Origin of the sequence: Paraburkholderia hospita (genome assembly GCF_002902965.1) — a bacterium.
GTDB lineage: Bacteria > Pseudomonadota > Gammaproteobacteria > Burkholderiales > Burkholderiaceae > Paraburkholderia > Paraburkholderia hospita.
In genome coordinates, this window is sequence record NZ_CP026106.1 from 113272 (window position 1) to 139745 (window position 26474).

General features: G+C 63.5%; 27 protein-coding genes. 16 read left to right on the forward strand and 11 right to left on the reverse strand.

The window, feature by feature from the left end; all coding sequences use genetic code 11:
* Positions 1–300: 300 nt before the first annotated feature.
* Positions 301–1338: a GlxA family transcriptional regulator gene (locus C2L64_RS18865; RefSeq protein ID WP_007583089.1), complete on the reverse strand. Its 1038-nt coding sequence runs from the start codon at positions 1336–1338 to the stop codon at positions 301–303.
* A 193-nt stretch (positions 1339–1531) separates the two neighbouring features.
* Here C2L64_RS18865 and C2L64_RS18870 point away from each other — a divergent pair, with 193 nt between their 5' ends.
* Entirely contained in the window at positions 1532–2494 is a 963-nt protein-coding gene (locus tag C2L64_RS18870) for a homocysteine S-methyltransferase family protein (RefSeq protein ID WP_007583090.1), read from the forward strand.
* A 50-nt stretch (positions 2495–2544) separates the two neighbouring features.
* Here C2L64_RS18870 and C2L64_RS18875 read toward each other — a convergent pair whose 3' ends face one another.
* Positions 2545–3036: an SRPBCC family protein gene (locus C2L64_RS18875; protein ID WP_007583092.1), complete on the reverse strand. Its 492-nt coding sequence runs from the start codon at positions 3034–3036 to the stop codon at positions 2545–2547.
* Complete coding sequence (locus C2L64_RS18880) at positions 3008–3376, reverse strand: ArsR/SmtB family transcription factor (RefSeq protein WP_007583095.1); 369 nt, start codon at positions 3374–3376, stop codon at positions 3008–3010. Before C2L64_RS18880 ends, C2L64_RS18875 begins: the two co-directional genes overlap by 29 nt.
* Positions 3377–3488: 112 nt before the next feature.
* Between C2L64_RS18880 and C2L64_RS18885 the strand changes: the two genes are divergently transcribed.
* The 3 genes from C2L64_RS18885 to C2L64_RS18895 all read left to right on the forward strand — a co-directional run bounded on the left by C2L64_RS18885 (position 3489) and on the right by C2L64_RS18895 (position 5895).
* Complete coding sequence (locus C2L64_RS18885; protein ID WP_007583096.1) at positions 3489–4307, forward strand: class I SAM-dependent methyltransferase; 819 nt, start codon at positions 3489–3491, stop codon at positions 4305–4307.
* A gap of 190 nt (positions 4308–4497) precedes the next feature.
* Positions 4498–4953 (forward strand): hypothetical protein, encoded by a 456-nt coding sequence (locus tag C2L64_RS18890; protein WP_007737665.1) that lies wholly within the window; start codon positions 4498–4500, stop codon positions 4951–4953.
* A gap of 183 nt (positions 4954–5136) precedes the next feature.
* Complete coding sequence (locus C2L64_RS18895) at positions 5137–5895, forward strand: YoaK family protein (protein ID WP_007577981.1); 759 nt, start codon at positions 5137–5139, stop codon at positions 5893–5895.
* A gap of 62 nt (positions 5896–5957) precedes the next feature.
* On the opposite strand, the gene C2L64_RS18900 is transcribed toward C2L64_RS18895, so the two are convergent.
* The 6 genes from C2L64_RS18900 to C2L64_RS18925 form a co-directional block, all read right to left on the reverse strand.
* A complete protein-coding gene (locus tag C2L64_RS18900; protein WP_007577983.1) occupies positions 5958–6668 on the reverse strand; it encodes a dienelactone hydrolase family protein in 711 nt (236 codons plus the stop codon).
* A gap of 141 nt (positions 6669–6809) precedes the next feature.
* Positions 6810–7034 carry a hypothetical protein gene (locus C2L64_RS18905; RefSeq protein WP_007577984.1) on the reverse strand — a complete coding sequence of 75 codons (225 nt, stop codon included), beginning with the start codon at positions 7032–7034 and terminating at the stop codon, positions 6810–6812.
* A 283-nt stretch (positions 7035–7317) separates the two neighbouring features.
* The gene (locus tag C2L64_RS18910) at positions 7318–7755 is read right to left on the reverse strand and encodes a carboxymuconolactone decarboxylase family protein (protein WP_007577985.1); all 438 of its coding nucleotides are present in this window, start codon (positions 7753–7755) and stop codon (positions 7318–7320) included.
* A 204-nt stretch (positions 7756–7959) separates the two neighbouring features.
* Positions 7960–8805 (reverse strand): carbohydrate ABC transporter permease, encoded by an 846-nt coding sequence (locus C2L64_RS18915; protein WP_007577986.1) that lies wholly within the window; start codon positions 8803–8805, stop codon positions 7960–7962.
* A complete protein-coding gene (locus tag C2L64_RS18920) occupies positions 8802–9692 on the reverse strand; it encodes a carbohydrate ABC transporter permease (RefSeq protein WP_007577987.1) in 891 nt (296 codons plus the stop codon). Before C2L64_RS18920 ends, C2L64_RS18915 begins: the two co-directional genes overlap by 4 nt.
* Before the next feature lie 177 nt (positions 9693–9869).
* Positions 9870–11102 (reverse strand): ABC transporter substrate-binding protein, encoded by a 1233-nt coding sequence (locus C2L64_RS18925; RefSeq protein WP_007577988.1) that lies wholly within the window; start codon positions 11100–11102, stop codon positions 9870–9872.
* A gap of 308 nt (positions 11103–11410) precedes the next feature.
* Between C2L64_RS18925 and C2L64_RS18930 the strand changes: the two genes are divergently transcribed.
* The 3 genes from C2L64_RS18930 (at position 11411) to C2L64_RS18940 (ending at position 14253) form a co-directional block, all read left to right on the forward strand.
* Complete coding sequence (locus C2L64_RS18930; RefSeq protein WP_007577989.1) at positions 11411–12184, forward strand: SDR family oxidoreductase; 774 nt, start codon at positions 11411–11413, stop codon at positions 12182–12184.
* A 60-nt stretch (positions 12185–12244) separates the two neighbouring features.
* Entirely contained in the window at positions 12245–13318 is a 1074-nt protein-coding gene (locus tag C2L64_RS18935; protein WP_007577991.1) for an ABC transporter ATP-binding protein, read from the forward strand.
* Between the two features lie 62 nt (positions 13319–13380).
* Positions 13381–14253, forward strand: a complete 873-nt coding sequence (locus tag C2L64_RS18940; RefSeq protein ID WP_007577992.1) for a MurR/RpiR family transcriptional regulator — start codon at positions 13381–13383, stop codon at positions 14251–14253.
* A 12-nt stretch (positions 14254–14265) separates the two neighbouring features.
* Here the strand turns inward: C2L64_RS18940 and C2L64_RS18945 are convergent, their stop codons facing one another.
* Positions 14266–15090: an IclR family transcriptional regulator gene (locus C2L64_RS18945; protein ID WP_007577993.1), complete on the reverse strand. Its 825-nt coding sequence runs from the start codon at positions 15088–15090 to the stop codon at positions 14266–14268.
* A gap of 2 nt (positions 15091–15092) precedes the next feature.
* Entirely contained in the window at positions 15093–15935 is an 843-nt protein-coding gene (locus C2L64_RS18950; RefSeq protein ID WP_007577994.1) for an IclR family transcriptional regulator, read from the reverse strand.
* 238 nt (positions 15936–16173) lie between these two features.
* Between C2L64_RS18950 and C2L64_RS18955 the strand changes: the two genes are divergently transcribed.
* The 9 genes from C2L64_RS18955 to fhuB all read left to right on the forward strand — a co-directional run bounded on the left by C2L64_RS18955 (position 16174) and on the right by fhuB (position 26472).
* Complete coding sequence (locus C2L64_RS18955) at positions 16174–17133, forward strand: MBL fold metallo-hydrolase (protein WP_007577995.1); 960 nt, start codon at positions 16174–16176, stop codon at positions 17131–17133.
* A gap of 42 nt (positions 17134–17175) precedes the next feature.
* On the forward strand, positions 17176–18897 hold the full coding sequence (locus C2L64_RS18960; RefSeq protein WP_007577996.1) for an FAD-dependent oxidoreductase: 1722 nt from the start codon (positions 17176–17178) through the stop codon (positions 18895–18897).
* Positions 18898–18939: 42 nt separating this feature from the next.
* Positions 18940–19188: a DUF2783 domain-containing protein gene (locus tag C2L64_RS18965; protein ID WP_007577998.1), complete on the forward strand. Its 249-nt coding sequence runs from the start codon at positions 18940–18942 to the stop codon at positions 19186–19188.
* A gap of 114 nt (positions 19189–19302) precedes the next feature.
* Entirely contained in the window at positions 19303–20634 is a 1332-nt protein-coding gene (locus tag C2L64_RS18970; RefSeq protein ID WP_007577999.1) for an MFS transporter, read from the forward strand.
* Between the two features lie 693 nt (positions 20635–21327).
* Positions 21328–22047: an RNA polymerase factor sigma-70 gene (locus C2L64_RS18975; protein ID WP_039899855.1), complete on the forward strand. Its 720-nt coding sequence runs from the start codon at positions 21328–21330 to the stop codon at positions 22045–22047.
* A gap of 55 nt (positions 22048–22102) precedes the next feature.
* Positions 22103–22336 carry an MbtH family protein gene (locus C2L64_RS18980; protein WP_007578001.1) on the forward strand — a complete coding sequence of 78 codons (234 nt, stop codon included), beginning with the start codon at positions 22103–22105 and terminating at the stop codon, positions 22334–22336.
* 140 nt (positions 22337–22476) lie between these two features.
* Positions 22477–23502, forward strand: coding sequence for a TauD/TfdA family dioxygenase (locus C2L64_RS18985; RefSeq protein WP_007578002.1), 1026 nt, complete (start codon positions 22477–22479; stop codon positions 23500–23502).
* A 4-nt stretch (positions 23503–23506) separates the two neighbouring features.
* A complete protein-coding gene (locus tag C2L64_RS18990; RefSeq protein WP_007578003.1) occupies positions 23507–24349 on the forward strand; it encodes an ABC transporter ATP-binding protein in 843 nt (280 codons plus the stop codon).
* Positions 24346–26472 carry a Fe(3+)-hydroxamate ABC transporter permease FhuB gene (gene fhuB, locus C2L64_RS18995; RefSeq protein ID WP_039899858.1) on the forward strand — a complete coding sequence of 709 codons (2127 nt, stop codon included), beginning with the start codon at positions 24346–24348 and terminating at the stop codon, positions 26470–26472. Before C2L64_RS18990 ends, fhuB begins: the two co-directional genes overlap by 4 nt.
* The last annotated feature ends 2 nt before the right edge of the window (positions 26473–26474 follow it).

Genomic DNA, 26474 nt, shown 5'->3' on the forward strand with positions numbered 1-26474 from the left:
CAGCAGATTGAGCACCGCGAAGCGGGTCGCCATCGTCGCCGCGAAGTGGCGCGTTTAGAGCGACAGCGCGGATTCGCGCGCCACGCACAACGCAAGCGTGAGCGTCACAGGACCACGGACGCCGCCCCACGATCACAAGTTGATGTGCGCGGGGCAATGGCTTGCAGATGCCGATGCGGGTCAGCAGCGGAACGCATATCGTCAGGATGCCGAACCGGCTCGCGACGGCGGCGGCGAGAGCGAGACGCGCGTTGACGTACATCAACAGGCGCGTCCATGCGTTTGCGCATCGTCAACCTCTCACCCGCCGCCATCGAGCGCGAGACGCATCGCACCGAACTTCCGCCGGTATTGCGCCGGCGTCAGGCACACGCTGCGGCGGAACAGCCTGTTGAAGAAGCTCGCATCTTCGTAGCCGACTTCATTGGCGATCGCTTCGATTGGCTGCTGGTTGGATTCGAGCATCTGCTTGGCCTCTTCGAGCCGCAGCGTGTGCACGTAGACCAGCGGCGACATGCCCGTCGCCTGCTGGAAGCGCCGCTTGAACGAGCGCTCGGGCAGGCCGCTCAGTTGCACCATCGCCGCGACGGGGGACGCCTCGGCGTAGTGCCCGGCGATCCACGCCTGGCAGCGCGCGATCACGGCGTCCTCGACCTGCCGCGTGCGCGCGAGCCGCGCGAACGGCTGCTGACCCACATCGTTCCAGACGACCAGGTTGATGCGCGCCGTTTGCATCGCGATTTCCACGCCCGCGAGCCGTGCGATCAGATACAGCGCGAGGTCCAGCCATGAAGTTCCGCCACCCGCCATGATGAGCCGCTGGCCGTCGCCCGACGCGACGAGCGCCCGATGCCTGCGCACCTTGACGGCCGGGTAGCGGCGCGTCATCAGGTCGCAAAAGGCCCAGTGCGTGGTCGCTTCATGACCGTCGAGCAGCCCGGCTTCGGCGAGCAGGATCGCGCCAGAGCAGGCCGTCGCGAGAATCTTGCCGTCGGCGTAGCAGCTTCGCAGGCAATCGATCTCTTGCGCGAAGCGTCCTTCGAGCGCTTCGCCCGGCGCCACCATCAGCTCGGGCACGCAAACCACGTCGGCGTGCGCGCAGGCATCGAGCGTCGCGTCGGGCGTGATGCGCACATTGTTCGCGGCGACCAGCGAAGCGCCGTGCCGCGACACGACCTGCGGCGCGAACGGCGCAACGCCGGGCGCGCCTTCGACGATCAGGCCCCAGTCTCTTCCCGCCGACATGAACATGTCGTACATCCCGTACACCACGGAAGCCGAGGTTTCGGGCATCGCCAGGATGGCGATGCGCACGGACGTGCGGGTCTTCTCTTTCATGGCCGATTCGTCCCGTTCGTGGCCGATAACGCTTTAGTCGGAAGCGCGCGTTCGCCGTATCGTGACGGCGTCGTAGATGTAATTTAAGTGTAAGGATTGCGTTTATGCCAGACCGGCGACGGCTGGCTTATCTCGCTTGTCGCGCTTATCTCGTCGCGTCGATGGATGGGCGCGATCGTTCGAAGGAGCTTCCATGAGTCCGTATCGCCAGCACCTGCCGCAACTCGCCGATTCCCTGTTCATCACGGACGGCGGCCTCGAAACCACGCTGATTTTTCATGACGGCATCGACCTGCCGTGCTTCGCCGCGTTCGCGCTGCTGCGCGATGAAGCGGGCGAGGCGATGCTGGAGCGATATTTCGCGCGCTATGCGGAGCTGGCGCGCAGCGAAAACGTCGGCCTCGTGCTGGAATCGCCGACCTGGCGCGCGAATCCCGATTGGGCGGGCAAGCTCGGTTATACGGCGGCGTCGCTTGCCGATGCGAACCGTCGCGCGATTGCGTTGCTCGCGCGCGTCCGCGCCGCTTATGAAACGCCGGCGACGCCGATCGTCATCAGCGGCAACCTCGGTCCACGCGGCGACGGCTATCGCGCCGATGCGCGCATGAGCCAGAGCGAAGCGCGTGCCTATCATCAGCCGCAGATCGAAACCTTCGCGGCGACGCAAGCCGACATGGTCGCCGCCTTCACGATCAACTACGCGGACGAAGCAATCGGGGTGATCCAGGCGGCGCAGGCGTGCGCGATGCCTGTCGCGATAGCGTTCACGCTGGAGACGGATGGACGGTTGCCGTCGGGCGAGCCGCTGGCCGATGCGATCGGGCGCACCGATGCCGAGACGCATGGCTACGCGGCTTACTTCATGATCAACTGCGCGCACCCGTCGCACTTCGCGTCGATGCTCGCCGACGCGGGCGCGTGGCGCGAGCGCATTCGCGGCGTGCGAGCCAATGCGTCGAAGCGCAGTCACGCCGAACTCGACGAAGCCGACGATCTCGACGACGGCGATCCGGACGAGCTCGGCGGCAGCTATCGCGCGCTGCGTCATTTGCTGCCATGCATGACGGTAGTCGGCGGATGCTGCGGTACGGATCATCGGCACGTCGGGCAGATTTGCCGCGCGATGAAGGCGCCGCTGGCCGCCGATACGGTTTGACGTTCAGCGCGCGAGGGCCGCTCGCGCCGCCGCCGCCTCCGCGCCGATACTCACGCCCGGCCCAGCGTGAGCGCAAATTCGTCGAGTTGCGTGATGCAGGTGTTCCAGCCGTCGAAAAAGCCGAGTTGCTCGTGCCGGTCGCGCGTCGCGACGTCGGGATGCATGACGCGCGCGATGTAGCGGCTGCCTTCGCCTTCTTTGGACATTGCAATGTCGGCGGTGAAGCCAAGCCACGGCGTGTTGGGGCGCCAGCCCGCCGTGAGCATCGACGTGAACACGATGCGCGCTTGCGGGACGACTTCGAGAAAGCAGCCGGGGTTGTCGCTCGTGCCGCCATCGGGACCTTGCATGAAGGTGTGAAAGGCGCCGCCCGGACGCAGATCGAACGCGCGGACTTCAGTGGTCCAGGGCTTCGGGCACCACCACTCTTTCAGCAAATCCGGTTCGGTCCACGCGCGCCACAAGGCAGCCACCGGCGCGCGCAGCACGCGAGTGATGACGAGATCGTTCGTGTCAGCGCTTTCGACGGGTTTTGTTGACATCAGCTTGCTCCTCTTGATGAAGCTGTTCGACGAATTCGACCATCCGGTCGGATCGTGCTTCCCACACGGCGCGCTGCGCGGCCAGCCATGTTTCGACTTCCGTCAGCTTCGCGGGCATCAGCTCGCAGGTGCGCGTGCGGCCGATCTTGTGCGTGCGGATCAGGCCGCTGTGCTCCAGCACCGCGACGTGTTTCATGAACGACGGCAGCGCCATGTCGAACGGCTGGGCCAGCACCGAGACGGTCTGCGCACCGCGCCCGAGCATGCTGACGATCGCGCAACGGGTTGGATCGGACAGCGCCTGGAACACTTCGCTTACTGCGGCATGATAGTTAGCCATATGGCTAAGTATAGTGCAAAAGTGGCGGCGCAGCGAAGGCGTCCGCACTGACGGCGCGCGTCTAAGCTATCAGCATGGGTTTAGCGTCAATCCCAAGAAACGGAGGCGTTCGATGAACACACCCAACGACACGGGCTTCACCGGCTCGATTCCTGAAATCTACGAGCGCTACCTCGTGCCGATGATCTTCGAGCCATACGCGCGCGATCTCGCGAGCAGGGCGGCGTCGGTCCAGCCGTCGCGCGTGCTCGAAATCGCGGCGGGCACGGGCGTCGTCACGCGTGCGATGGCGGATGCGCTGTCCGAGCATGTCGAAATCGTCGCGACGGACCTCAATCAGGCGATGCTCGACTGCGCCGCGACGCTCGGCACGTACAGGCCCGTGACATGGCAGCAGGCGGATGCGATGCATCTGCCATTCGACGACGCGAGCTTCGATCTGATCGTCTGCCAGTTCGGCGCGATGTTCTTTCCCGACAAGGCGCGCGCGTTTGCCGAGGCGCGGCGCGTGCTGCGAAGCGGTGGCGTGCTGCTATTCAACGTCTGGGATCGAATCGAGGAGAACGCATTTACCGTCACCGTTTCGGACGCGCTCGGCAGGCTGTATGCGGCGGACCCGCCGAGTTTCTTGCAGCGCGTGCCGCACGGTTATTGGGACACGAACATCATTGCGCGCGATCTCGCGAATGGCGGCTTCGATGCGCCGCCGCCGCGCATCGAGACGATCGCGAAACGCAGCGGCGCGGGGTCGGCGCAGGCTGCCGCGATCGCGTTCTGCCAGGGCACGCCGATCCGGGCCGAAATCGAGGCCCGTTCGGGCGCAACGCTCGACGAAGCGACTGCGGCTTGCGCGACCGCCCTACGCAAGCGTTTTGGCGGTAGCGCAATCGACGGAAGGATTCAAGCGCACGTCGTCACAGCACAACGTTAAAACGACGAAAAAGTGTGTCCCGCTGAGCGCAACGATCCCTCCGAAAGCCGCTCCCGCCTTATGTGACGGGCCGGACGGCGTTTGCCCGGCGGAAATTGTTACACCTCTTACTGGAAGGAATGACCGGTGTTACTAACGCCTTTCAGACGTTGGTTATACTCGCCCCGTCTCAAAAACTACTGATCAAACTATGTCGAAGCGAATCATTCAGATGGTGGCCATTGCAGCGCTGACGGCTGCGGCGTCGTTGCCGGCGATGGCCGGCGATATGAACAATGCGCTTGGCGGCGCGCTCGGCGGCGTCGCCGGTGCAGCAGTGGGCGGCGCGGTGGGCGGCAGCACGGGCGCCGTGATCGGCGGCGCGGTGGGCGGCGGCGCGGGCGGTGCGGTTACGTCGAACCGCCGTGAGCGCACGGGCGCGATCATCGGCGGCGCGCTCGGCGGCGGTGCGGGCACCGCGGCGGGCAACGCGATGGGCGGGCGCGGAGGCGGCCTGGTCGGCGCGGCGCTGGGCGGCGGCGCCGGTTCGGCGCTCGGCGGCAACATCTCGCGTTCCAACTCGTACGCCGACGACTATTCGCACGGTTCGTACGGTTCGCACGGTTCGTACAAGCGCAAGCACAAGCACCGTCACTACGACGACTGATTGGCGAGCTGACGGCCTTGCGAGTTCACTGAACGGCGAACTCGCGGGTCGGACGGGCACGACGGCGCGGCGGCGCAATCGCCATGCGACAAATCATCGCAGGGAATTGTCGCGGATCAAAAACGAGATAAGCGCCATTTGAAGGTAGGGTTGTCGAAATGCCCTTCTTTTGCAGGCGTCATCGTGCCCGTTGACTATCTTCGCGGCTTTACCTCGGCCGCTCGCACTGACGCCGCCAACCGGCGGCTTGGCCTCGCGCTCGCCGGGATTGCCGGCGCAGCAAACGCGGGCGGCTTTCTGGCGATTGGCCAGTACACGTCGCACATGTCCGGCATGGTGTCGTCGCTGGCCGACAGTCTCGCGCTCGGCAACCTCGCGTTCGTGCTGTCGGCGGCGAGTTCGATCTTCGCGTTTCTCGCCGGTGCGGCGAGTTCGGCCATTCTGATCAACTGGGGCCGACGAAGAGGGACGCAGAGCGTCTACGCGATGCCGCTGGTGCTCGAAGGGCTTCTGTTGTTGTGCTTCGGCGTGCTCGGCGCGAACCTGGAGCAGCATCGTCTGCTGTTCGTGCCCGCCACCGTCACGCTGCTTTGCTACGTGATGGGGCTGCAGAACGCGATGATCACCAAGATATCGAAAGCGGAAATCCGCACGACGCACGTCACGGGTCTCGTGACGGATCTCGGCATTGAAATCGGCAAGGGCTTGTACTGGAACCGGGGCGTGCCGTCAACGGAAGCGGCTTATGTCGGCGCCGACATGCGGCGGCTCGGTTTGCTCGCCTCGCTGCTCGGCATGTTTCTCGCGGGCGGGCTTGCGGGCGCGATTGCGTTCAAACAGGTCGGCTTCATCGCGACGCTGCCGCTTGCGGCGTCGTTGCTGGTGCTGGCGGCCGTGCCCGTTGCCGATGATCTGTTGAGGTATCCGCGACGGGCGCGGTGAATTGCGCTCGCCGGACGGACCTGAACACGCTTCTCACGCGCGCACATCGCGCGCCGCGACTTTTACTTCTCCCAGAGCTTGCGTCCCAAGAACGTCAGCGTCCGGTCCCACGCCATTTCCGACCACACCGGGTCGAACTGCGTGCCGGCGATGCGGCTGAAGCCGACGGCTGTTTCGTTGGCGAACGCGTGATGCGCGAGATAGCGATGAAACTCGACGTCCACGTTCGCGTCACGCAGCTTCGATTCGAGCGTTTCGACCGTCGCGATCGGGAAGAACGCGTCCTGCGTCGCGTAATGCCCGATAACCGGCACCTTGATTTTCGACGCGTCGATATAGTCGAGCGGAGGGAAGCCGTAGAACACGACTCCCGCCGACACTTCCGGGCTTTGACCCAGCGTGAGCAAGGTTAGCGCACCGCCCATGCAATAGCCCATCACGGCAACGCGACCCGAACGCTGCTTCAGATATTGCGCCGCGCCGCGAACGTCCTGCGATGCGGCATCGCCGAAATCGAGGCCGTCCATCAGGTGATGCGCTTCTTCCTCTTCGACCGTCGACTTGCCGCGATACAGATCGGGCACGAGCGCGAAGTAGCCGGCTGCCGCGAGGCGATCAGCGACGCCGCGAATCTGGTCGTTCAAGCCCCACCATTCCTGAATGACGACCACTGCGGGCGCGCCATCCGTTTTCTCGGGCGTGGCCAGATAACCTTGCAATTCTTTGCCGTCTGGGCGGCTGAAAGTGATTGTGGATCCCGTCGTCGTGTTCATGAGCGTGTTCCTGTTGAATGGGCCACTAGCATAGCGCCAATGCCAGCCGAGTGCAGGCCTACGGCCTTGTCAGAAATGAAAACACCCTGCAAGCCTGAGCGCTTGCAGGGTGTCGCACTTCACTCGTTAATTCTGGATTCTTTAATCCCCCGGAAGCCAGTAGCAATCCGAAGGATTCCAGCTGGGATCGCATATCCAGTAGCCGAATGCGAGCTTCTGATCGGCGGCCGAAGCGCTTTTCGGGCCGTCCGACTTCATCGCGAACGGCTGCGCTTCCAGCGCGATCGGCGCTGCCGATGCGGACTGCGCGAAACACGACAACATCGATGAAGCGAGCAACGCAAGTAACGCAGATTTCACTTTCATGTCAAATGCTCCGTTGTTATTTGAAGATCACGATGCACCGTTCATCAAGGTGTCACCGTACGGAAGACTTTATTGACAGTAGTGAGCTTCGTTAATCAGATCTGTTTCCAGCGGTCGTCAGGATTTTCCGATTTCGCGGAGCTTCGGCGCGAGGTCAAAGTCTGTTCGTCATCCTGTTGACGTGGTGCGATTGGCGGTATATGGCTCGCAAATCCTGTCCATAAAAAAAGCGGGCATTGTTGCCCGCTTTCTTGACAAGCCGCCGAAGCGCTTTAAAGCCTCGTTACGCTGGCATCTTGCGGAACGAAATCGCGAAGCGGTTCCATGCATTGATCGCCGAAATCAGCAGCGTCAGATCGACCAGCTCGGCCTCGCTGAAATGCGGCTTCACTGCTTCCCACACCGCGTCGGGCACATGATTTTCGGAGACCAGCGTCACGGCTTCCGTCCACTCCAGCGCTGCGCGTTCGCGTGCCGTAAAGAACGGCGTTTCGCGCCACACGACGACCGTCGCCAGACGCCGATCCGTTTCGCCGCCCTTGCGCGCATCGGTGGTGTGCATGTCGACGCAGAACGCGCAGCCGTTGATCTGCGATGCGCGCAGACGCACCAGTTCCGTCAGCGATTTTTCGAGGTCGCTCTTGCCGATGCGCTCTTCGAGCGCGAGCATTGCCTTGATTGCGTGCGGGTTGGCTTTGTAGAAGTCGAGACGTTGTTCCATGATCGTTTCCTCAGTGAGAGTGCGCATTGGCCTGCGCGACACATGAAGATTAGGCGCGAAACTGGCCGCAGGAAATGGCCAATTTTGAGCAATTTGAGGTAGCCACTTCTGAACTGTTGCGGAACAACTTTACAAGGCTGTGGGGAACGACGCAGACGAAGGGCCGCCGCCGCGCGACGGCCCTTGTGTGACAGAAAGAAGACCTTACTTGACCGCGCCGAGCGCGAGGCCCTTCACGAGATAGCGCTGCAGCCACGCGAACACGATCGACACCGGCAACGTCGCGCACAGCGTCGCGGCCATCACCAGATGCCATTCGACGACGTACTTGCCCGCCACCATATCCGTCACCTGCACGGTGAGCGTCTTGTTCTCGGGCGAGCGGATCAGCGTATAGACGACGGCGAACTCGTTCCACGCGTTGATGAACGTGAAAATGGCCGTCACGACGATAGCGGGCACGGCGAGCGGCAGGAACACCTTGAACACGGCACGCGTGCGGCTGCATCCTTCGAGCCACGCGGATTCTTCGAGATCGCGCGGCACGGTCTGGAAATACGACGACAGCATCCACACGGCGAACGCGATATTGAACGCCGCATACGAGACGATCACGCCGATCTTCGAATCGACAAGGTTGCCATCGCCATACGGAATCATCGCGGCGAGACGGAACAGACCGACCACGAGCAGAATCGGCGAAAGCATCTGCGTGACGAGCAGAAACTGGCGGTACAGCCCGCGTCCACGAAACGGAAAGCGCGCCAGCGCATACGCGGCGGGCAGGCTGACGGCGAGCGCGAGTGCTGTCGAAAGCAGGCTGATGACGGTGCTGTTGCGCAACGCGACGCCGAAGTTCGCGGCCGTCCACATGTCAACGAAGTTCTGCCATTGCCAGTGCATGGGCAACCAGCGCGCCGGATAGACGAACACTTCGTTCGCGGGCTTGAGCGCTGTGAAAAACATCACGGCAAACGGAAACAGCACGACCACGATGAGCGGCGATAGCGCGAGCCAGCACCACACGGTGCGTTTCATCTTCACATTCATGCGGGCTCTCCTTCTTTCGACGGCTGAATGCGCAGATACAGCACCGAGAACACGAACAGCATGATGAGCATGACCAGCGACACGGCAGCCGCCTGGCCGGGACGCCCGAGCCTGAAGCCGAGTTCGTACAGATACGTGACGAGAATATGCGTGCCGTTGTCGGGGCCGCCTTGCGTCATGACCCAGATGATCGGAAACGAGTTGAACACGTAGATCACGTTGAGCAGGATCGCCATGTTCACGAACGGGCGCAGCAGCGGCAGTGTCAATTGACGGAACTGCTGCCACGCGTTCGCGCCGTCGATGCGCGCGGCTTCGTAGATGTCGCCGGGCACGGATGACAGGCCGCCGAGCAGGATCGTCACCGTGAACGGAATCGACACGAGAATACCGACCGCGATCTCGACGGGAAACGCGAGCTCGGGCGTCGCGAGCCAGTGAATCGGGCCGCCGATCAACCCGAGCCGCTGCAACGTCACGTTGACCATTCCGTAGTCGTCGTTGAAAGCCCAGCGCCAGACGACGGCCGTCATCGTCAGCGACACGGACCACGGCAGCATGATGATCGTGCGTGCAATGCCGCGTCCGTGGAAATCCTGATTCAGCACGAGCGCGACGGGCACCGAAATGATCACCGTGCCGCCGACGACGGCTGCCGTCCACACGATGGTCCGGCGTAGCGAATCGAGAAACACGGGGTCGGCGAACACCGTGAAGAAGTTCTTCAACCCGGTGAAATCGCGAATCGCGCCGAAGCGCGAGACATCGTGCACCGACTGATACACGATGTTGAAGATCGGGTAACTGATGATGAACAGCGCGAGGATCAGACTCGGCGCGATCAGCCACCAGGGCGCGGCGGCGCGTGGGGCAATGGAACGGCTCATGCGTGCTTGATCGACGGATGCTTGGGCGTTGGAACTCATGAAGCCCTCGGGACGGAATGGGCCGGATGCAATACGGCGAGTCGCATGAAAAGCCTTGCGCTCATCGAATGTGAAGCCGCATCGGCATTTAGCCGATGCGGCTTGCGGTACTACGCTAATGAACTAACAAAACGCGCGTTACTGGCCGAGCGCCTGATTCGCCTGGCTCGCGGCTTGTTTCAGCGCATCGTCAGGCTTGGACTTGCCGAGGTACACGGCCTGCATCGCATTCGTCACGGCCTTCGCTGTGTCTTCCCAGCCCGACACGGTCGGCGCGAAGCGCGCTTGCGGCAGCAGCGCGATGAACGCCTTCGTGTCGGCATCGTTGAACGCGGGATCGGCGGCTTCGGCCTTGGTGGTCGGCAGGAAGCCTTCCGTGCTCGTGAACTCGACGCGCGGTTCCTTCGTGAACAGATAGTCGAGGAACTTCCACGCGTCCTTCTTCACCTTCGAGTTCTTGAACATCACGATCGAGTCGGTAACGGCATACGTCGCGCCGTTCGTGCCGACGGGCAGCGGATCGATACCGTACTTCAGGTTCGGCGCTTCCTTCTTGATCTGCTTCGCGAGGAACGGCGCGGAAATCATCATCGCGACGCGGCCTTGCTTGAAGAGGTTCTGCACGTCTTCACGGCTATAACCCGTGACGCCCGGCTGCGTCAGGCCCTGATCGATCATCGACTTGTACAGCGTCGCTGCCTTGATGCCCGCCGGCGAATCGAAGCCGGCCTTGCCTTGCTTGTTCAGCACGTCGCCGCCGTTGGTCCACAGCGCGTAGTAGTAGTACACGTCGGTTTCGATTTCCTTGCCTTGCAGGCCGAAACCGGCAACGCCCTTCGCCTTCAGCTTCTTCGACGCGTCGATCACGTCATTCCACGTCTTCGGGCCATTCGGATAGCCGACGCTCGCGAGCAGATCCTTGTTGTAGTACAGCGCGCGTGCCGACGCGGCGATCGGCAGGCCGTACGTCTTGCCGTTGATCTGGCCGGGCGCGAGGAACGGGCCAATGAAGCGGTTCTTGAAGTTCGCGTCCATGTACGGGTCGAGCGGCTCGGCGACGTCGTCCTTCACGAAGTCGAGCAGCCAGCGCGTGCCGACGATCGCGAGGTCGGCGTTGGCGTTGCCCGAGATATCCGTTTGCAGCTTCTGTTGCAGCGTGTCCCAGTTCACGTCCTCGATCTTGATCGTGGTGCCGGGATTGGCCTTTTCGAACTGGCGCGCCATTTTCTCGAAGTACGGTGCCGTCGCGTCACTGTAATGCGCGACCGTCACACGCACCGTATCGGCGTGCGCCGATAGGGCAAGACCTGCAAACGCGAGCGCTGCGGCGACTTTGCCGAGCGTAAGGGAAGCACGTGCATGCAACGACATTTCGTCTCTCCTGGGTGGTCCGCGGCCGTAGCCGGCTGCTTGGGTTAAATTGTTTGAAAAAATCCTACACACGAAAAAAAAGCTTGTCACGTAGGGCTGACCATATTTTTTATCGCGCGGTTTTTTGCATAACATGCTGTAAAGGATGGGCTTTTTGTGCGCTGCGGGGTATTCGCCATTTGTAGCGTCCGGATGGTCCGCAGTCCGTGAAAATGTGCAATATGTAGGAAATTTACAAGATGGGTGCGGCTTTTGGCTTACGTGAAGCCCGCCCGCCGCAATTGCGAAAATCGCGAAGAGGACAGGACATGAAGCGTGTCGTGCTGGTGACGGGAGCATGCGGCGGGATCGGCAGCGTGTTGTGCCGGCGTTTCGTGCAGGACGGCGCGACAGTGCTCGCGCTCGATGTCGATGCGGCCGCGCTGGATCAGCTGGCTGCGGAACTGGGCACCGACAGCGTGACGCCCATCGCCGTCGATCTGTGCGACGCCGATGCCGTGCGCGAACGCGTCGCACAAGCCGTCGATAAACGCGGTCCCGTCGACGTGCTCGTCGCGAACGCCGGCGCGGCGCAAGGGCTGACGCTTGCGAAGACGGACGCCGCAAGCTGGCGGCGCGACGTCGATCTGAATCTGAACGGCACGTATCACACGGTCGAAGCGGTGCGCGCGTCGATGATCGAGCGGCAGCACGGATCGATCGTGCTGATCGGCTCTGTGAACGGCCTGGCGGCGCTTGGACATCCCGCGTACAGCGCGGCGAAAGCGGGGCTGATCAGCTACACGAAGTCGCTGGCGATCGAGCTTGGCCGCTATCGCATACGCGCGAACATCGTGTGCCCGGGCACGGTGAAGACGCAGGCGTGGCAGGCGCGCGTCGACAAGAACCCGCAGGTTTTCGAGGACCTGAAGAAGTGGTATCCGCTGCGCGACTTCGCGACGCCCGACGATATCGCCGACGCCGTGCTGTTTCTTGCGTCGCCGATGGCGCGCGTGATCACGGGCGTGGTGTTGCCCGTCGATGGCGGCCTGATGGCGGGCAACCGGCTGATGGCCGAAGAACTGACGCTCGAATCGCTGTAGCGCCTGGATAAGCGCCCGAAAGGAACACGCGACACAACCGCAACCGACGATGAGGACAGCATGGCAGCAGTGCAACTGAGCGGCATCTACAAGCGTTACGGCGACACGCAGGTCGTGCACGGCATCGACCTGCATATCGACGACGGCGAGTTCGTCGTGCTGGTCGGCCCGTCCGGTTGCGGCAAGAGCACGTTGATGCGGATGGTCGCGGGCCTCGAGGAAATCAGTGGCGGCGACCTGATGATCGGCGGCACGCGCGCGAACGGCTTGCCGCCGCAGCAGCGCAATATCTCGATGGTGTTCCAGAGCTACGCGCTGTATCCGCATCTGTCCGTGTACGACAACATCGCGTTCGGTCCGCGCATCCGCAAGGAAGCGTCGACGAGTTTCAAGCCGCGCATCGAAGCGGCGGCGAAGATGCTGAACCTCAGCGGCTATCTGGACCGCTTGCCGCGCGCGCTGTCGGGCGGCCAGCGCCAGCGCGTCGCGATGGGCCGCGCGGTGGTGCGCGAGCCGTCGCTGTTCCTGTTCGACGAGCCGCTGTCCAATCTCGATGCGAAGCTGCGCGTGCAGATGCGCACGGAGATCAAGGCGCTGCATCAGCGGCTGAAGAATACGGTGATCTACGTCACGCATGACCAGATCGAAGCCATGACGATGGCCGACCGCATCGTCGTGATGAACGCGGGGCGCATCGAGCAGATCGGGCGTCCGCTGGAGCTTTACGACCGGCCGGCGAATCTGTTCGTCGCGAGCTTTCTCGGTTCGCCTTCGATGAATTTCGCCGCTGGCGAAGTGGTGAGCGCGCCGAACGGTGCCGCATTGAAGCTCGCGGACGGCGCGTTGATTCCGCTTGCGGGCACGAGTCAGGCGGTGGCGAAACCGGGCGCGAAGGTCACGCTAGGCGTGCGGCCCGAACATATCGAAGCGTCGAATGAAGGCATTCCGATGGATGTCGAGGTAGTCGAGCCGACGGGCGCGGAAACGCATCTGTACGGCAAGATCGGCGGCGCGGCGTGGTGCGTGACGATGCGCCAGCGCGCGTCGATCGAGCCGGGCCAGCGCGTGACGGTGCGCTTTCCCGAGCAGCACACGCATCTGTTCGACACGGAGAGCGGAAACAGACTGGGCTGACAGCATCAGACGGGCACCAATGACATGCCGCTGATTCATCCTCCATCCAAAGGAACGCACGGGTGTCCGCACCGAACCTGATTCCTCACATCCGCAGCGCGCTTGAATCGCTGCGGCCCGCCGAGCGCAAGGTCGCCGACATGGTGCTGTCCGATGTCGACTTCGCGATGCGCGCGAGCATCACCGAGCTCGCGCAGCGCGCGGACGTGTCGGAGCCTTCCGTGACGCGCTTTTGTCGCGCGGTGGGCGCGCACGGTTTGCGCGACTTCAAGATGCAGCTCGCGCAGAGCGTCGCGGGCGGGATGCCGTATGCGTCGACGGCCGTGGCGCGTGGCGACGATACGCAGACGCTGATCGACAAGGTCGGCGAAGCGGCTGTCGAGGGCATCACGCAGGCGCGCAGCGCGATCGATCCTGTTGCGGTGAATGCGGCGCTCGCTGCGCTCGCGAGCGCGCGCCGCGTGTATTTCTTCGGCGTTGGTTCAGGCTCGGGACTCGTCGCGCAGGACGCGGCACTGCGTTTCCTGCGGCTCGATATCGCCGCGAGCGCTTTCACCGATGCGCATTTGCAGCGTCTTTACGCGGGCCTGCTCGAACCCGGCGATGTCGCGTTCGCGATTTCGCATTCGGGCCGCAGCGTCGAAGTGAACGAGAGCATGCAGATCGCGAAGGAGCGCGGCGCGACGACGATCGCGCTGACGAATGTCGGCTCAAGGCTTGCGTGGCTCGTCGATATTCCGTTGTTGCTGCGCGTGCCGAGTCCCATCGATCCGAACACGCCGGGCGTGTCGCGCCTCGTGCATCTGTGCGTGATGGATGCGCTCGCGATCGGCGTCGCGTTGCGGCTGGAGCCGCATACGCTGGAGAAGATGCGGCATGCGAAGGCGCGGCTGTCGCAGGAGACGGGTGCGGCGGCGGAGGATGGGACGCAGTAGTCTGCGGCGCGCTCAGCCGGGCACGTAGCCAAACCGCCGCGACAACCTTTGCGTCGCCGCCAGCAACGTCTTCGCTGCGCCGCCTTGCGTATCGCTATCGAAACTCCCCGCTGTACCCATCAACGCGATCACCAGCACGATGCTGCCCGTGTGATCGAACACGGGCGCGGCCAGCGTGTTGATGCCGGGGATCGGCTTGTTGAGCGCGGTGTCGATGCCTTGCCCGCGAATTTGCGCCAGACGTTCCGCATACGGCTGCGCGAGCTTTGTATCGTGCGTATCGGACGTCGACGCGCCCGCCAGCCGTAGATGATCCTGCGCGAGTAGACCATGCCGCACTTCGTCGGCGACATGCGCGGCGAACACGCGGCCAATCGCCGTGTTCACGAGCGACATTACCGTACCCACGCGCAGGCTCACATGCAGTGGCCGCGCCGATTCTTCGAGCCGCACGACGGTCGGCCCGAGCGGACCGAGCACGGCCATCGCGACGCTCATGCCCGTCGTCACTGCAAGATCGACGATCTCCGGCTCGGCTTCACGCGTCGGTGATAGACGTTGCAAACCGATCAGACCGAGTTCGAGCGCAAGCGGCCCCGCTTCGAAACAGCCCGACGTATCGCGGCTCAGCAAGCCGATCTTCTGCAAGCTCACCAGATGCGGAAACGCCTTCGCGGGCGGCATGTCCGCGGCCGCAGCGAGATCGCGCAGCGATAACGGCTTGCCCGCCGCGACCAAAGCCGTTAGCAGTTCGCCCGTGCTGTCGAGCGATTGAATGCCGCGCTGCTGTTTCGCGTCGGCGTTCGCGGGCAATGTGTTATCGAGTGCTGCTTTCATGTTCAATCCGCCGCGATATCCGCGCCGATTTCGCGCGCCGCCTGTCGAAGCGCGCGCGCGATCGGGCCGTCCCAGTTCACATCGATTGTGCCGCTCGGCCCGATCACCGTCAGCGCGAGACATAACTGTCCATCGGCATCGAGTACGGGCGCGGCAAGACTGCTGATGCCGGGGCTCGGCGCATCGATGCCCCGTTCGATGCCGCGCTCGCGGATCGCCGCGAGCGTCGCGTCGAATGCTTTGCGTTCTGAAGGCGCAACGATATCGCTGGTGCCGCCCGACTGATTGGCCCACATCGTCTGCAATGTCTCGGGCGCGAGGTGCGCGCAGAACACGCGTCCCGTCGACGTCGCCGGCAACGACATCACGGTGCCCACGTGCAGGTTCACATGCAGCGGAAACCCTGCATGCTCGTATCGGACGATGGTCGGACCTTGCGGTCCTACGGTGCAGATCGCGACGCTGAAGCCGATTTCTTCGGCGAGCGCCGAGACGCGTGGCACGGCGGCGCGAAACGCCGGCTGGTTCGCCAGCTGCATCAGGCCGAGCCGCAACGACAACGGCCCCGGCTCGTAGCGTCCCGAGAGTTCGTCGCGCTTGATGAGACCAAGCCGCGTGAGGCTCACCAGATACGCATGCGCCTGGCCGGGCGCGATGTCGGCGCTCGCGGCGAGATCGGACAGCGCGAGCGGCGCGCGTGCTCTCGCGAGCGCATGCAGCAGCCGTCCGCCGACCTCGACGCTCTGGATGCCGCGCTGCTGCTTGCCCGAGCCTGTCGTCTCGTCGTCTTTTGCCGTCTTCGCCATGCCGCTCACGTCGCCTTTCGGTATCGAAAAAAGGTCCATGTTAAACGAACGCCAACCTTCGCCCCGCTCGATCCGGGAAACGCCCAGGGTATACGAGAAATTAGCGTATAGCGATACGTTTCGCTATTGACAAATAATCGGTAGCGTCTAAGATGAAATCACTCCGGCCTAATAGTCGCCGGACATCATTCCAATCAGACTGGACGAGACACCTCCCTACCGCTGCGCCAGCGTGCGCCGCGTCTCGCCCGTCGCCCCTCAATCAACGGAGACGAGCATGGCCAAGGCATTCGCATCGCAAGCCGACCTCGAAGAAAAGAAGGTCACGTGGACGCAGCTGTCCGAGAACGCGTATGCGTACACGGCGGAAGGCGACCCGAACTCGGGCGTCGTGATCGGCGACGACGGCGTGCTGATCGTCGACACCACCGCGACGCCTGCGATGGCGCAGGACCTGATCGCGAAGATCCGCAGCGTGACCGACAAGCCGATCAAATACGTCGTGCTGTCGCACTATCACGCGGTGCGCGTGCTCGGCGCATCGGCGTATTTCGAAGAAGGCGCACAGCAGATCATCGCGAGCCGCGGCACGTATGAAATGATCGTCGAGCGCGGCGAGGCCGACATGAAGTCGGAGATCGAGCGCTTTCCGCGTCTCTTTGCAGGCGTCGAAACGGTGCCGGGCCTCACGTGGCCGACGCTCGTGTTCGAGAAGGAAATCACGTTGTTCCTCGGCAAGCTCGAAGTGCGCATCGCGCATCTGGGCGCGGGTCACACGAAGGGCGATACCGTCGTGTGGCTGCCGTCGCAGAAGGTGCTGTTCTCCGGCGACCTGGTCGAATACGACGCGGCCTGCTATTGCGGCGATGCGCAACTCGAACAGTGGCCTGCCACGCTCGAAGCGCTGCGCGCGCTGAACGCCAACCAGCTCGTGCCGGGCCGCGGCCCCGCGCTGACCACGCCGGAAGACGTGAACAAAGGCCTCGACTACACGAAGGACTTCGTCACGACGCTGCTGCAAAGCGGCCGCGAAGCCGTCGCCGACAAGCTTGATCTGAAGGCCGCGATGGCGCACACGCGCAAGTCGATGGACCCGAAGTTCGGCCATGTCTTCATCTATGAGCATTGCTTGCCGTTCGATGTATCGCGCGCTTATGACGAAGCGAGCGGCATCACGCATCCGCGTATCTGGACCGCACAACGCGACAAGGACATGTGGGACGCGCTGCAAGCCTGACGACGCAGCAATAGCACAGCGCAGATGGATGGAGACAGCAGAATGAGCAGCATCAACTACCAGACCTTGTCGTTCGAATACCGGCGCTGCGCCGAGCAGGATGCAGTTGCAGCGACGACAGACCCGGCGCGGCATCCCGTGATCGTGGTCGGCGCGGGACCCGTCGGCCTCGCAACGGCGATCGATCTCGCGCAGCAAGGCATCCCCGTCGTGCTCGTCGACGACGATTGTTCGCTCGCCACAGGTTCGCGCGCAATCTGTTTTTCGAAGCGCTCGCTCGATATTTTCGATCGCCTCGGATGCGGTGACCGCATGGTCGACAAGGGCATCAGCTGGAACGTCGGCAAGGTGTTCCTGCAGGAAGAGATGGTGTACACGTTCAATCTGCTGCCGGAGGCGGGGCATCATCGGCCCGCGTTCATCAATCTGCAGCAGTACTACGTCGAAGGTTTTCTGCTCGAGCGCGCGCAGTCGCTGTCGAATATCGACATCCGCTGGAAGAGCAAGGTGGTCGGCTTGCAGCAGCACGGCGAGCCGGGTTCCGCCGATGCATTCGTCACGCTGACCATCGAGACGCCCGAAGGCGAGTACGCACTGTGCGGCCGCTATGTGGTCGCCGCCGACGGCTCGCGCAGCCCGATCCGCAACATGATGGGCCTCGACAGCAAAGGCCGCGTGTTCAAGGACCGCTTCCTGATCGCCGATGTGAAGATGGAAGCGGAGTTTCCGAGCGAGCGCTGGTTCTGGTTCGATCCGCCGTTTCATCCGAATCAATCGGTGCTGCTGCATCGGCAGCCGGATAACGTGTGGCGTATCGACTTTCAGCTTGGCTGGGACGCGGACCCTGCGCTTGAGAAAACGCCCGAACGCGTGCTGCCGCGCGTGCGCGCGCTGCTCGGGCCGGACGTCAAGTTCGAGCTGGAATGGGTCAGCGTCTATACGTTCTCGTGTTTGCGTATGGAGCGTTTCCGGCATGGCAACGTGCTGTTCGTCGGCGATGCCGCGCATCTGGTTTCGCCGTTTGGCGCACGCGGTGCGAATAGCGGCTTTCAGGATGCCGAGAACGTCGCGTGGAAACTCGCGATGGTGCTGGACGGACGCGCGCCCGATGCATTGCTCGACACCTATGCGAGCGAACGCGAATACGCCGCCGACGAGAACATTCGCAACTCGACGCGCTCGACTGATTTCATCACGCCCAAGTCACCTGTCAGCCGCACGTTCCGCGATGCTGTATTGAAGCTTGCGCGAAAGCATCCGTTTGCGCGACAGCTCGCTAACAGCGGGCGACTTTCGGTGCCCGCCGTGCTGCGCGACTCGACGCTCAACTCCACCGATAACGACGGCTTCGAAGGCAAGATGGTGCCGGGCGCTTCGTGCGTGGATGCGCCTGTTTTATCGAATGGCGCGCCCGCGTGGCTGCTTGCGCAACTCGGCAATGCGTTCACGGGCGTCGTCTTTTGCGGCAAGGATGGTATCGACGCGGCGACGCAACGCGCGTTGAAAGCGCTGCAAACAGGTTCGATTCCGTTCAGGCTGGTTGTCGTTGCGTCGCATGGCATTCGCCATGCCGTGCATGACCTCGACGATGCCGTCGTGCTCGAAGACGCGGAAGGTCTCGCATGGTCGCGTTACGACGCCATGCCCGGCACGTTCTATCTGATTCGTCCGGACCAGCACGTGTGCGCGCGCTGGCGCACGTTCGACGCAACGCAAATCGACGCGGCGCTCAAGCGAGCGTTGTGCGTGGAAGGCGTGGCCTGAACGCAGTAGCGCACATCGATACGATAAAAGTTGGAGACAAACGTGGCACTCATCACGCAACTCAATCTGACGCAGCCCGACGACTTCTACGAAGCGCTGATCGACATGCACCGCGATTTCGACGAAGCGCAAAGCCAGGCCGCAAACGCGCAGCTGATTCTGCTGCTCGCGAATCATATCGGCGATTACGCGACGCTGATGGAAGCGATCCGATACGCGCGCGAAGGCGTCGATCAGCCGAATCCATCCGCTGCGCAGCACACGGCCGACGCGCCGCGCGTCGCCGCCTGATCCCTCGATGCGGCTCGCCCAGTAAACGAAGCGCGAGCCGTCTTCCCTGACAACACGGCGCAACAGACGCCGGACCCAATGGGTCCGATGGACCCGCATTGCCTGGAGATCTCGATGAGTCAGTCAATCACGCATGCCTATGAGCCCGGCGAACCTGCCGCCGCGTATCAGGACGACAACGCGCTGTATCGCAAGGTTGCGTTGCGGATCGTGCCGTTTCTGTTTCTCTGCTACGTCATTTCGTTTCTCGACCGCATCAACATCGGCTTCGCGCAATTGCAGATGAAGCACGACCTCGGCTTCAGCGATGCGATGTACGGACTCGGCGCGGCCGTCTTCTATATCGGTTATGTGCTGTGCGAAGTGCCGAGCAATCTATTGCTCGCGCGTTTCGGCGCGCGTCGCACGTTCACACGGATCATGCTGCTGTGGGGCGTTGCGTCGGTGTGCATGATGTTCGTGTCGCAGGCTTCGCATTTCTATCTGCTGCGCTTCATGCTCGGCGTGTTCGAAGCGGGTTTCTTTCCCGGCATCGTGCTGTATCTGACGTACTGGTATCCGGCGCGGCGGCGTGCCGTGATCCTATCGATCTTCTTCGCAGGCGTCGCGGTGGCGGGCGTGCTCGGTGGCCTTATCTCCGGCTGGATCATGCGCGACATGGCGGGCGTGATGGGCCTGTACGGCTGGCAATGGATGTTCGCCATCGAAGGCGCGCCCGCTGTCGTGCTGGGACTGCTCGCAGCGTTCTGGCTCGTCGACGGCCCGCAGCATGCAGCGTGGCTCACACCGCAGGAAAAGGCGTATCTGATCGAGCAACGCGATGCAGAGCATCGGCCCGCGAACTCGCATTCGTCGCGCGCGTTCATTGACGCATTGCGCAACCCGCGCGTCTATCTGTTCGCGTTCATCTACTTCTCGCTGACGTGCGCATCGTTGACGCTCAACTTCTGGATGCCGCTGATGATCCGCGACTTCGGCGTGCACGACGTGCTGTGGATCAGCCTGTACACGGTGATTCCGAACGCGATCGGCGCAGTGGGCCTGATTCTGATCGCGCGACATTCGGATCGTCATGGCGAGCGGCGCAAGCATTTCGCGGCGTGCACAATCGGCGGCGGTATCGCGCTTTCGCTGTTGACGCTGCATTTGAGCAGCTTTGCCGCGATGCTCGGCATTCTTTCGATAGCAGCCGTGCTGATCTTCGCCGCGCTGCCGATCTTCTGGACGGTGCCGTCCGGTTATCTGTCGGGCAAGGCTGCGGCGGCGGGCATTGCGTTGATCAGCAGTATCGGGATTACGAGCGGCATCGTGAGCCCTTGGGTGATCGGTCTCATCAAGACGCATACGGGCAGCATGGATAACGCGCTGTATCTGCTGACGGCTTTGTTGTTCATGAGCGGTATCGCGCTGTTGCGCGGGGTGCCGGAGAAGCGGGTTGTGGGGTAGAACCACGGCGCCTCCTTGTCAACGTTCATGCGGCTCGCCGCATCCGCGCTCGCGACGTTATCTGTCGACGAGCGCGAATGCGCGGGCCGCTTCCATCGTAATCACGACGCGATTTGCTTTGCCGGCATGCGTTCGACGTTATTTGCGACCGGAATCTTGATCGCAGGCGTCAGCAATTCAGTGCATTGCAAGCAACTAACTGTCCGTCGGCGCGACGCCAACAGATGTAGACCTCGCTTACGGGGGGCTCCTGGCCCATCATTTAACGTATAGACGATTGCCATCAGTGTGCGAGGGAATCTGCTCAATCAGCTGACTATCTGCTCAAATCAGGTCACTATCTGCTCAAAACTCGTGATATCTGCTCATTCCATGGACGCGTAGGCACGCACTCCAGCCGCCGGAAAGCTCTTCGGCCAAGACGATGCCCCGGCGGTCGAGAGCTACGGGGCATCTTGGGCAATGACGCGGACTTCATCAACACGCCCGGGGAAGGGCTGGCCAGCCGCCCAACCCAATCCCCCCAAGCCTATGCGCCCTGCATCGCCTAATCCCGCGACTTCGCAAAAAACCATCCGTCAAGCATAAATGTCACCAAAAAATAATAAGAATAGGCGGATATATGATTGAGAATGATTCGCGTTTACGATAGATTCGCTTCCATCTGACCGATAGCGACATGGAGACGATTCGATGGCTGAATCAATGGCGAGGTTTGCAGCACGGATCGACCGTCATCCGGCGGCGTTCGCACAAGGCGCACTGGACGACATCGATTGCGAGCCGTCCGAAGCGCCCCGCGAAGCGCATTCAAGCTCAAGCGAAGAACGCGGCTGCGAAGGACTGCTGCTCGACGTGCTGATCGAAAACCGCCGCTCGCTGATCCAGCTTGCGCGGTCGTTCGTCGGCTGTTCGAGCCGTGCCGAGGATGTGGTCCACGACGTATTCATCAAGCTCACGGGCTTTTCGAACCAGGACGACGTGCGGCAGCCGCTCGCCTACGTGGCGCGCATGGTGCGCAACGCATCGATCGACGCGTGCCGCCGCCAGTCGCTCGAAAACACGTGGCACGCGTGCGAGGAAGATGGGCTCGATGTGCCATCGCCCGAACCGTCGCCCGAGTCCGCGCTCGTCACACGCGACTCGCTGCGCCACGCGTTCGACGCCCTCGCGCAATTGCCCGAGCGCACGCGCAGCGCCTTCGAGCGCGTGCGTCTGCGCGAAGAGACCTTGCAGGAAACCGCGCGCGCCTTGAACGTTTCACAGACGCTCGTCCATTTCATGGTTCGCGACGCCGCGAAGCATTGCGCGGACTGCATGCATGCCGGCGCGCAAAACGTCGCGTACGCAAAGACGACGGGGCGCAGTAAAAAAAGCTGCGCGTCGAACGTCAAGCAGATGACGGCCTTGTGAATTCACGAAGGCAAACGTTCAACTGCATCTCACCTGATACGCAAGCAGACACGACATGACCCAGAACACGCATCAAGACGCACAGGACGACGTTCAATACACGGTCGTCATCAACGACGAAGAACAGTATTCGATCTGGCCGACGTTCCGCGACGTGCCCGCCGGCTGGCGCGAAGTCGGCGTGCGCGGGCCGAAGGCCGCGTGCCTCGAACATATCGAAAGCGTGTGGACCGACATGCGTCCCGCGAGTCTGCGCCGTCATATGGACGCAGCGCCGAATACGCGCTGAGCCGCGCGCTGCCGCCCTGCCAAAGCAGAGCGCATCCAAGATTCTCGCGCGCCACGAGCGCGCCGCGCGAGACCGTTCTTCGAGCCACGTCGATGCGTTGTCAACGCATGATCGGCGCGGCCTGCCACTGAGGACACGTCATGACAGCGTCTCTCCCGACACTCGACGACCTGCGCATCGAGCCCGGCCTGCCGACCATCGTTTCGCCGCGCATCGACAGGTCATTCACGCTCGAAGCCGCAGCGCCGCTATTGCGCGACATCGCGAACAACTGCATCGAGCGCGCAGGCGGCGTGCTGTTCACGGGCTTCGACGTGCCGTCGATCGACACGTTCCAGCAATTCGCCGCCTCGTTCGGCTCGCCGCTGATCGGCTATGAATTCGCGTCGACGCCTCGCAGCCAGGTCGAAGGCGCCGTGTACACGTCGACGGAATATCCGCCGCATCGCTCGATTCCGCTGCACAACGAGCAGTCGTACACGCGCGAATGGCCGATGCGCATCTGGTTCCATTGCGCGCTCGCCGCGCGTTCCGGCGGCGCGACGCCGATCGCCGACAGCCGCGCGATCTATCGCGCGCTCGACCCCGCGTTGATCGAACGCTTCGCCCGACGCGAACTGCTGTACGTGCGCAACTTCGGCCAGGGACTCGATCTGCCTTGGCAACAGTCGTTCGGCACCGAAGACCCGCGCGCCGTCGATGCGATGTGCGCGGCGCGCGGCATCGATTGCGAATGGCGCGAAGACGACGACGGCGAACCGCTGCTGCGTACGCGCGAGCTTTGCCAGGCGGTTGCCGTGCATCCGCGCACGGGCGAGCGCGTGTGGTTCAATCAGGCGCATCTGTTCCATCTGTCCGCGCTCGATGAAGACATGCAGGAAGCGCTCGTCGATGCAGTGGGTCTCGACAACGTGCCGCGCAACGTCTATTACGGCGACGGCGCGCCGCTCGAAGCGGACGCGCTCGCGGAGATTCGCGGTGTACTGGATCAACAGCGCATCGTGTTTCCGTGGGCGGGCGGCGATGTGGTGATGCTCGACAACATGCTGACGGCACATGCGCGCGATCCGTTCGAAGGCCCGCGCAAGGTCGTCGTCGCGATGGCGGAAAGCTACAGCGTTCCAGCAAACGCACAAAGGTCCAAAACCTTCGCCACCGCTACATGATCCAATGAAAAGCAGTTCCAACCTGGCATTGTCGGCGCGTTCGCTGACGGTGGGATATCGCGATCACGTCGTGATCGATTCGCTCGACATCGACATTCGCGCGAATCGCGTGACCGCACTGTGCGGGCCGAACGGTTGCGGCAAGAGCACGCTGCTGCGCTCGCTCGCCGGTTTGCAGCCCGCGCTGGCGGGTGAGGTGACGGTCGCGGGCAAGGCGCTCGCGTCGTATCGGCGGCGCGATCTCGCGCGCACGCTGACGATGCTCTCGCAGTTCAACCAGATTCCCGCCGGTCTTTCCGTGCGCGATCTGGTCGCGTACGGACGCTACGCGCACGGCGGTTGGATGCGTGGCTTGTCGAAGGAAGATCGAGTGGCGATCGACGACGCGCTCGCGGCAGCCGGCATCGCCGACGATGCCGCGCGCGATGTCGCCGCGCTCTCGGGCGGCGAGCGCCAGCGCGCGTGGATCGCGATGGCGCTCGCGCAACGCGCGCCCGTCGTGTTGCTCGACGAGCCGACCACGTATCTTGACATTCATCACCAGCTCGACATTCTCAGCGAACTGCGCCGGCTGAATCGCGAGCGCGGTCTGACGATCGTCTGGGTGCTGCACGATCTGAATCAGGCCGCTGCATACAGCGATGAAATCGTGTTGATGCGCGCTGGCCGCATCGTCGCGCAAGGCACGCCGGACGCGATCATCGACCCGCAGCATCTCGAAGCGACCTTCGGCGTGCCAATGCTGCGCATCGCGCATCCGCAGACGGGCGCGCCGATGTGCGTGCCCGCGCATGCGGAAAGCGACGAACTGGCAAGCGCGTCCGACGACAAGGGCCTGGCCGCATGACCACGCTTGCCGCTAGAAAACGCATGCAGCGGGCGCAGACACGCGCGCTGCCGCGCTGGCGCGAGGCACAGCATAGCCGCGTCGGCATGCTGACGTTCGCGCTGCTCGCGGTGATTGCGATCGTCACCGCGTTGCGCCTCGCCCCGGATCTGTCGATGCTGCTGCACGCCGCAACGTCGAATGCAGCGCATGACACCGACGAACACGCGCTCGCGCATGTGCTGCTGTTCAATTTGCATTTGCCGCGCGTGCTGGCCGCACTGGTGGCGGGTGGATGTCTCGGTGTGTCGGGTGCGCTGTTCCAGTCGCTGACGCGTAATCCGCTCGCGTCGCCGGATCTGCTCGGCATCACGGGCGGCGCGCAGCTTGGCCTGCTCGCCGCGATGCTGATACCCGCGCTGGCGGGCGCTGCTTCCGTGCCGCTGCTGTTCGGCTGCGGCCTGCTCGCCGCCGCGTGCGTCGCGGCGGCAGCGGGCGGCTGGCGCGCGACGCCGTTGCGCATGGTGCTCGCGGGCAGTGTCTGCATGCTGCTGTTCTCGGCGGTTTCGACGCTCACGCTCGCGTTCTTCGAGCAAAGCATCGCGGGCGTCGCGCTGTGGGCGAGCGGCAGCCTTTATCAACCGGGCGCTGACGGACTTGTTACAGCGGTGCTGTGGCTGCTGTTGCCGCTCGCGGCGCTGCCCTTCGTCGTGCGTCCGCTCGATCCCATCGCGCTCGGCGACGACGCGGCGCTTGCCGTCGGCGTGCGCGTGGATGCAGCGCGCTTTTATGCGCTGCTCGTCGCGATCGGCTTCGCGAGCGTGGCGGTGAGTGTTGCAGGGCCGATGTCGTATGTCGGGTTGATCGCGCCGAACCTGTTGCGTCATCTGCGCGGCTCGCGCTCGACGCGACTTGCCGCACTCGCGCCGTTGTCCGCGCTGGTCGGCGCGCTGCTCGTGCTCGCAACCGATAGTGCCGTGCTCGCGCTCGATCTGGACGGCACGCTGTCGACGGGGGTGGCGATCGCCGTCGTCGGCACGCCGCTGATGCTCGCGATGATCCGTCACGGCGGCGCATGGACCTCGGCGCTCACGCAAGCCGGGCACGCCCCCGCCCAATCGGCGCGCGGCCGTTTCGCTACATGGATCACGGGACTTTCCCCGCTTGGCGCTGGTTTGATCGTCGCTACTGTCGCGGCCATTTCGATCTATGCCGCAGGCACGTTAGGCGAGACGTCGCTCGATCCGTCGCGCTGGCTCGCGGCATTGAACGGCAGCGACAGCGTCGCGCGCATGCTGCTCGATCTGCGTTTGCCGCGCGTGGTGTGCGCGTTGCTTGCGGGCGCGATGCTCGCGGCCAGCGGCGTGCTGATGCAAAGCGTCGTGCGCAATCCGCTTGCCGGGCCGGAAGTGCTCGGCGTCACGCAAGGCGCTTCACTCGCGACGCTCGTCGCGCTGCTGTTCTGGCCGCTCGCCGCGCACGCGACGATTGCGGTGTCGTCGCTGATCGGCGGCGGCGTCACGCTGGTCGCGATTCTCGCGCTGAACCGGCGCATGCGTTACGCGCCGCTTGCGGTCGCGTTGACGGGGCTGGTGGTCGGCACGCTGTGGACGACGCTCGCGCAATGGGTGATCGTGCAGGAAAGCGTGCAGCCCGCGCGCTTTGTCGTGTGGCTGGTGGGCGGCACCTACGGGCGTAGCTGGAGCGATGTGCTCGCGCTGTTACCGTGGTGCGCGGTCGCGTTGCCTGCATTCGTGCTGCTGGCGCGTCCACTCGATCTGCTCGCACTCGGCGACGATCAGGCGGCATCACTCGGCTTGCCCGTCGCGCTGCTGCGTCCGCTTGCGCTGACGGTGGCCACCATCGTGGCCTGCGCGGCCGTTGCGGCTGTCGGGCCGATCGGCTTTGTCGGATTGATGGCGCCGCATCTTGCGGCATTGTTGGGGGGGCGCGCGCATCGCGTGCGCTTGTGGCTCGCGGCGACCTGTGGCGCGGCCATTCTCGCCGCTGCCGATATCGGCGCGCGCACGCTGCTCGCGCCGCGCGAAATTCCTGCGGGCGTGCTGACGGCTCTGATCGGCGCGCCGTATCTGCTCGCGTTGCTGATTGTGCAGGCAAGGCGCGAACGCAAGCGCGGACGATGAAC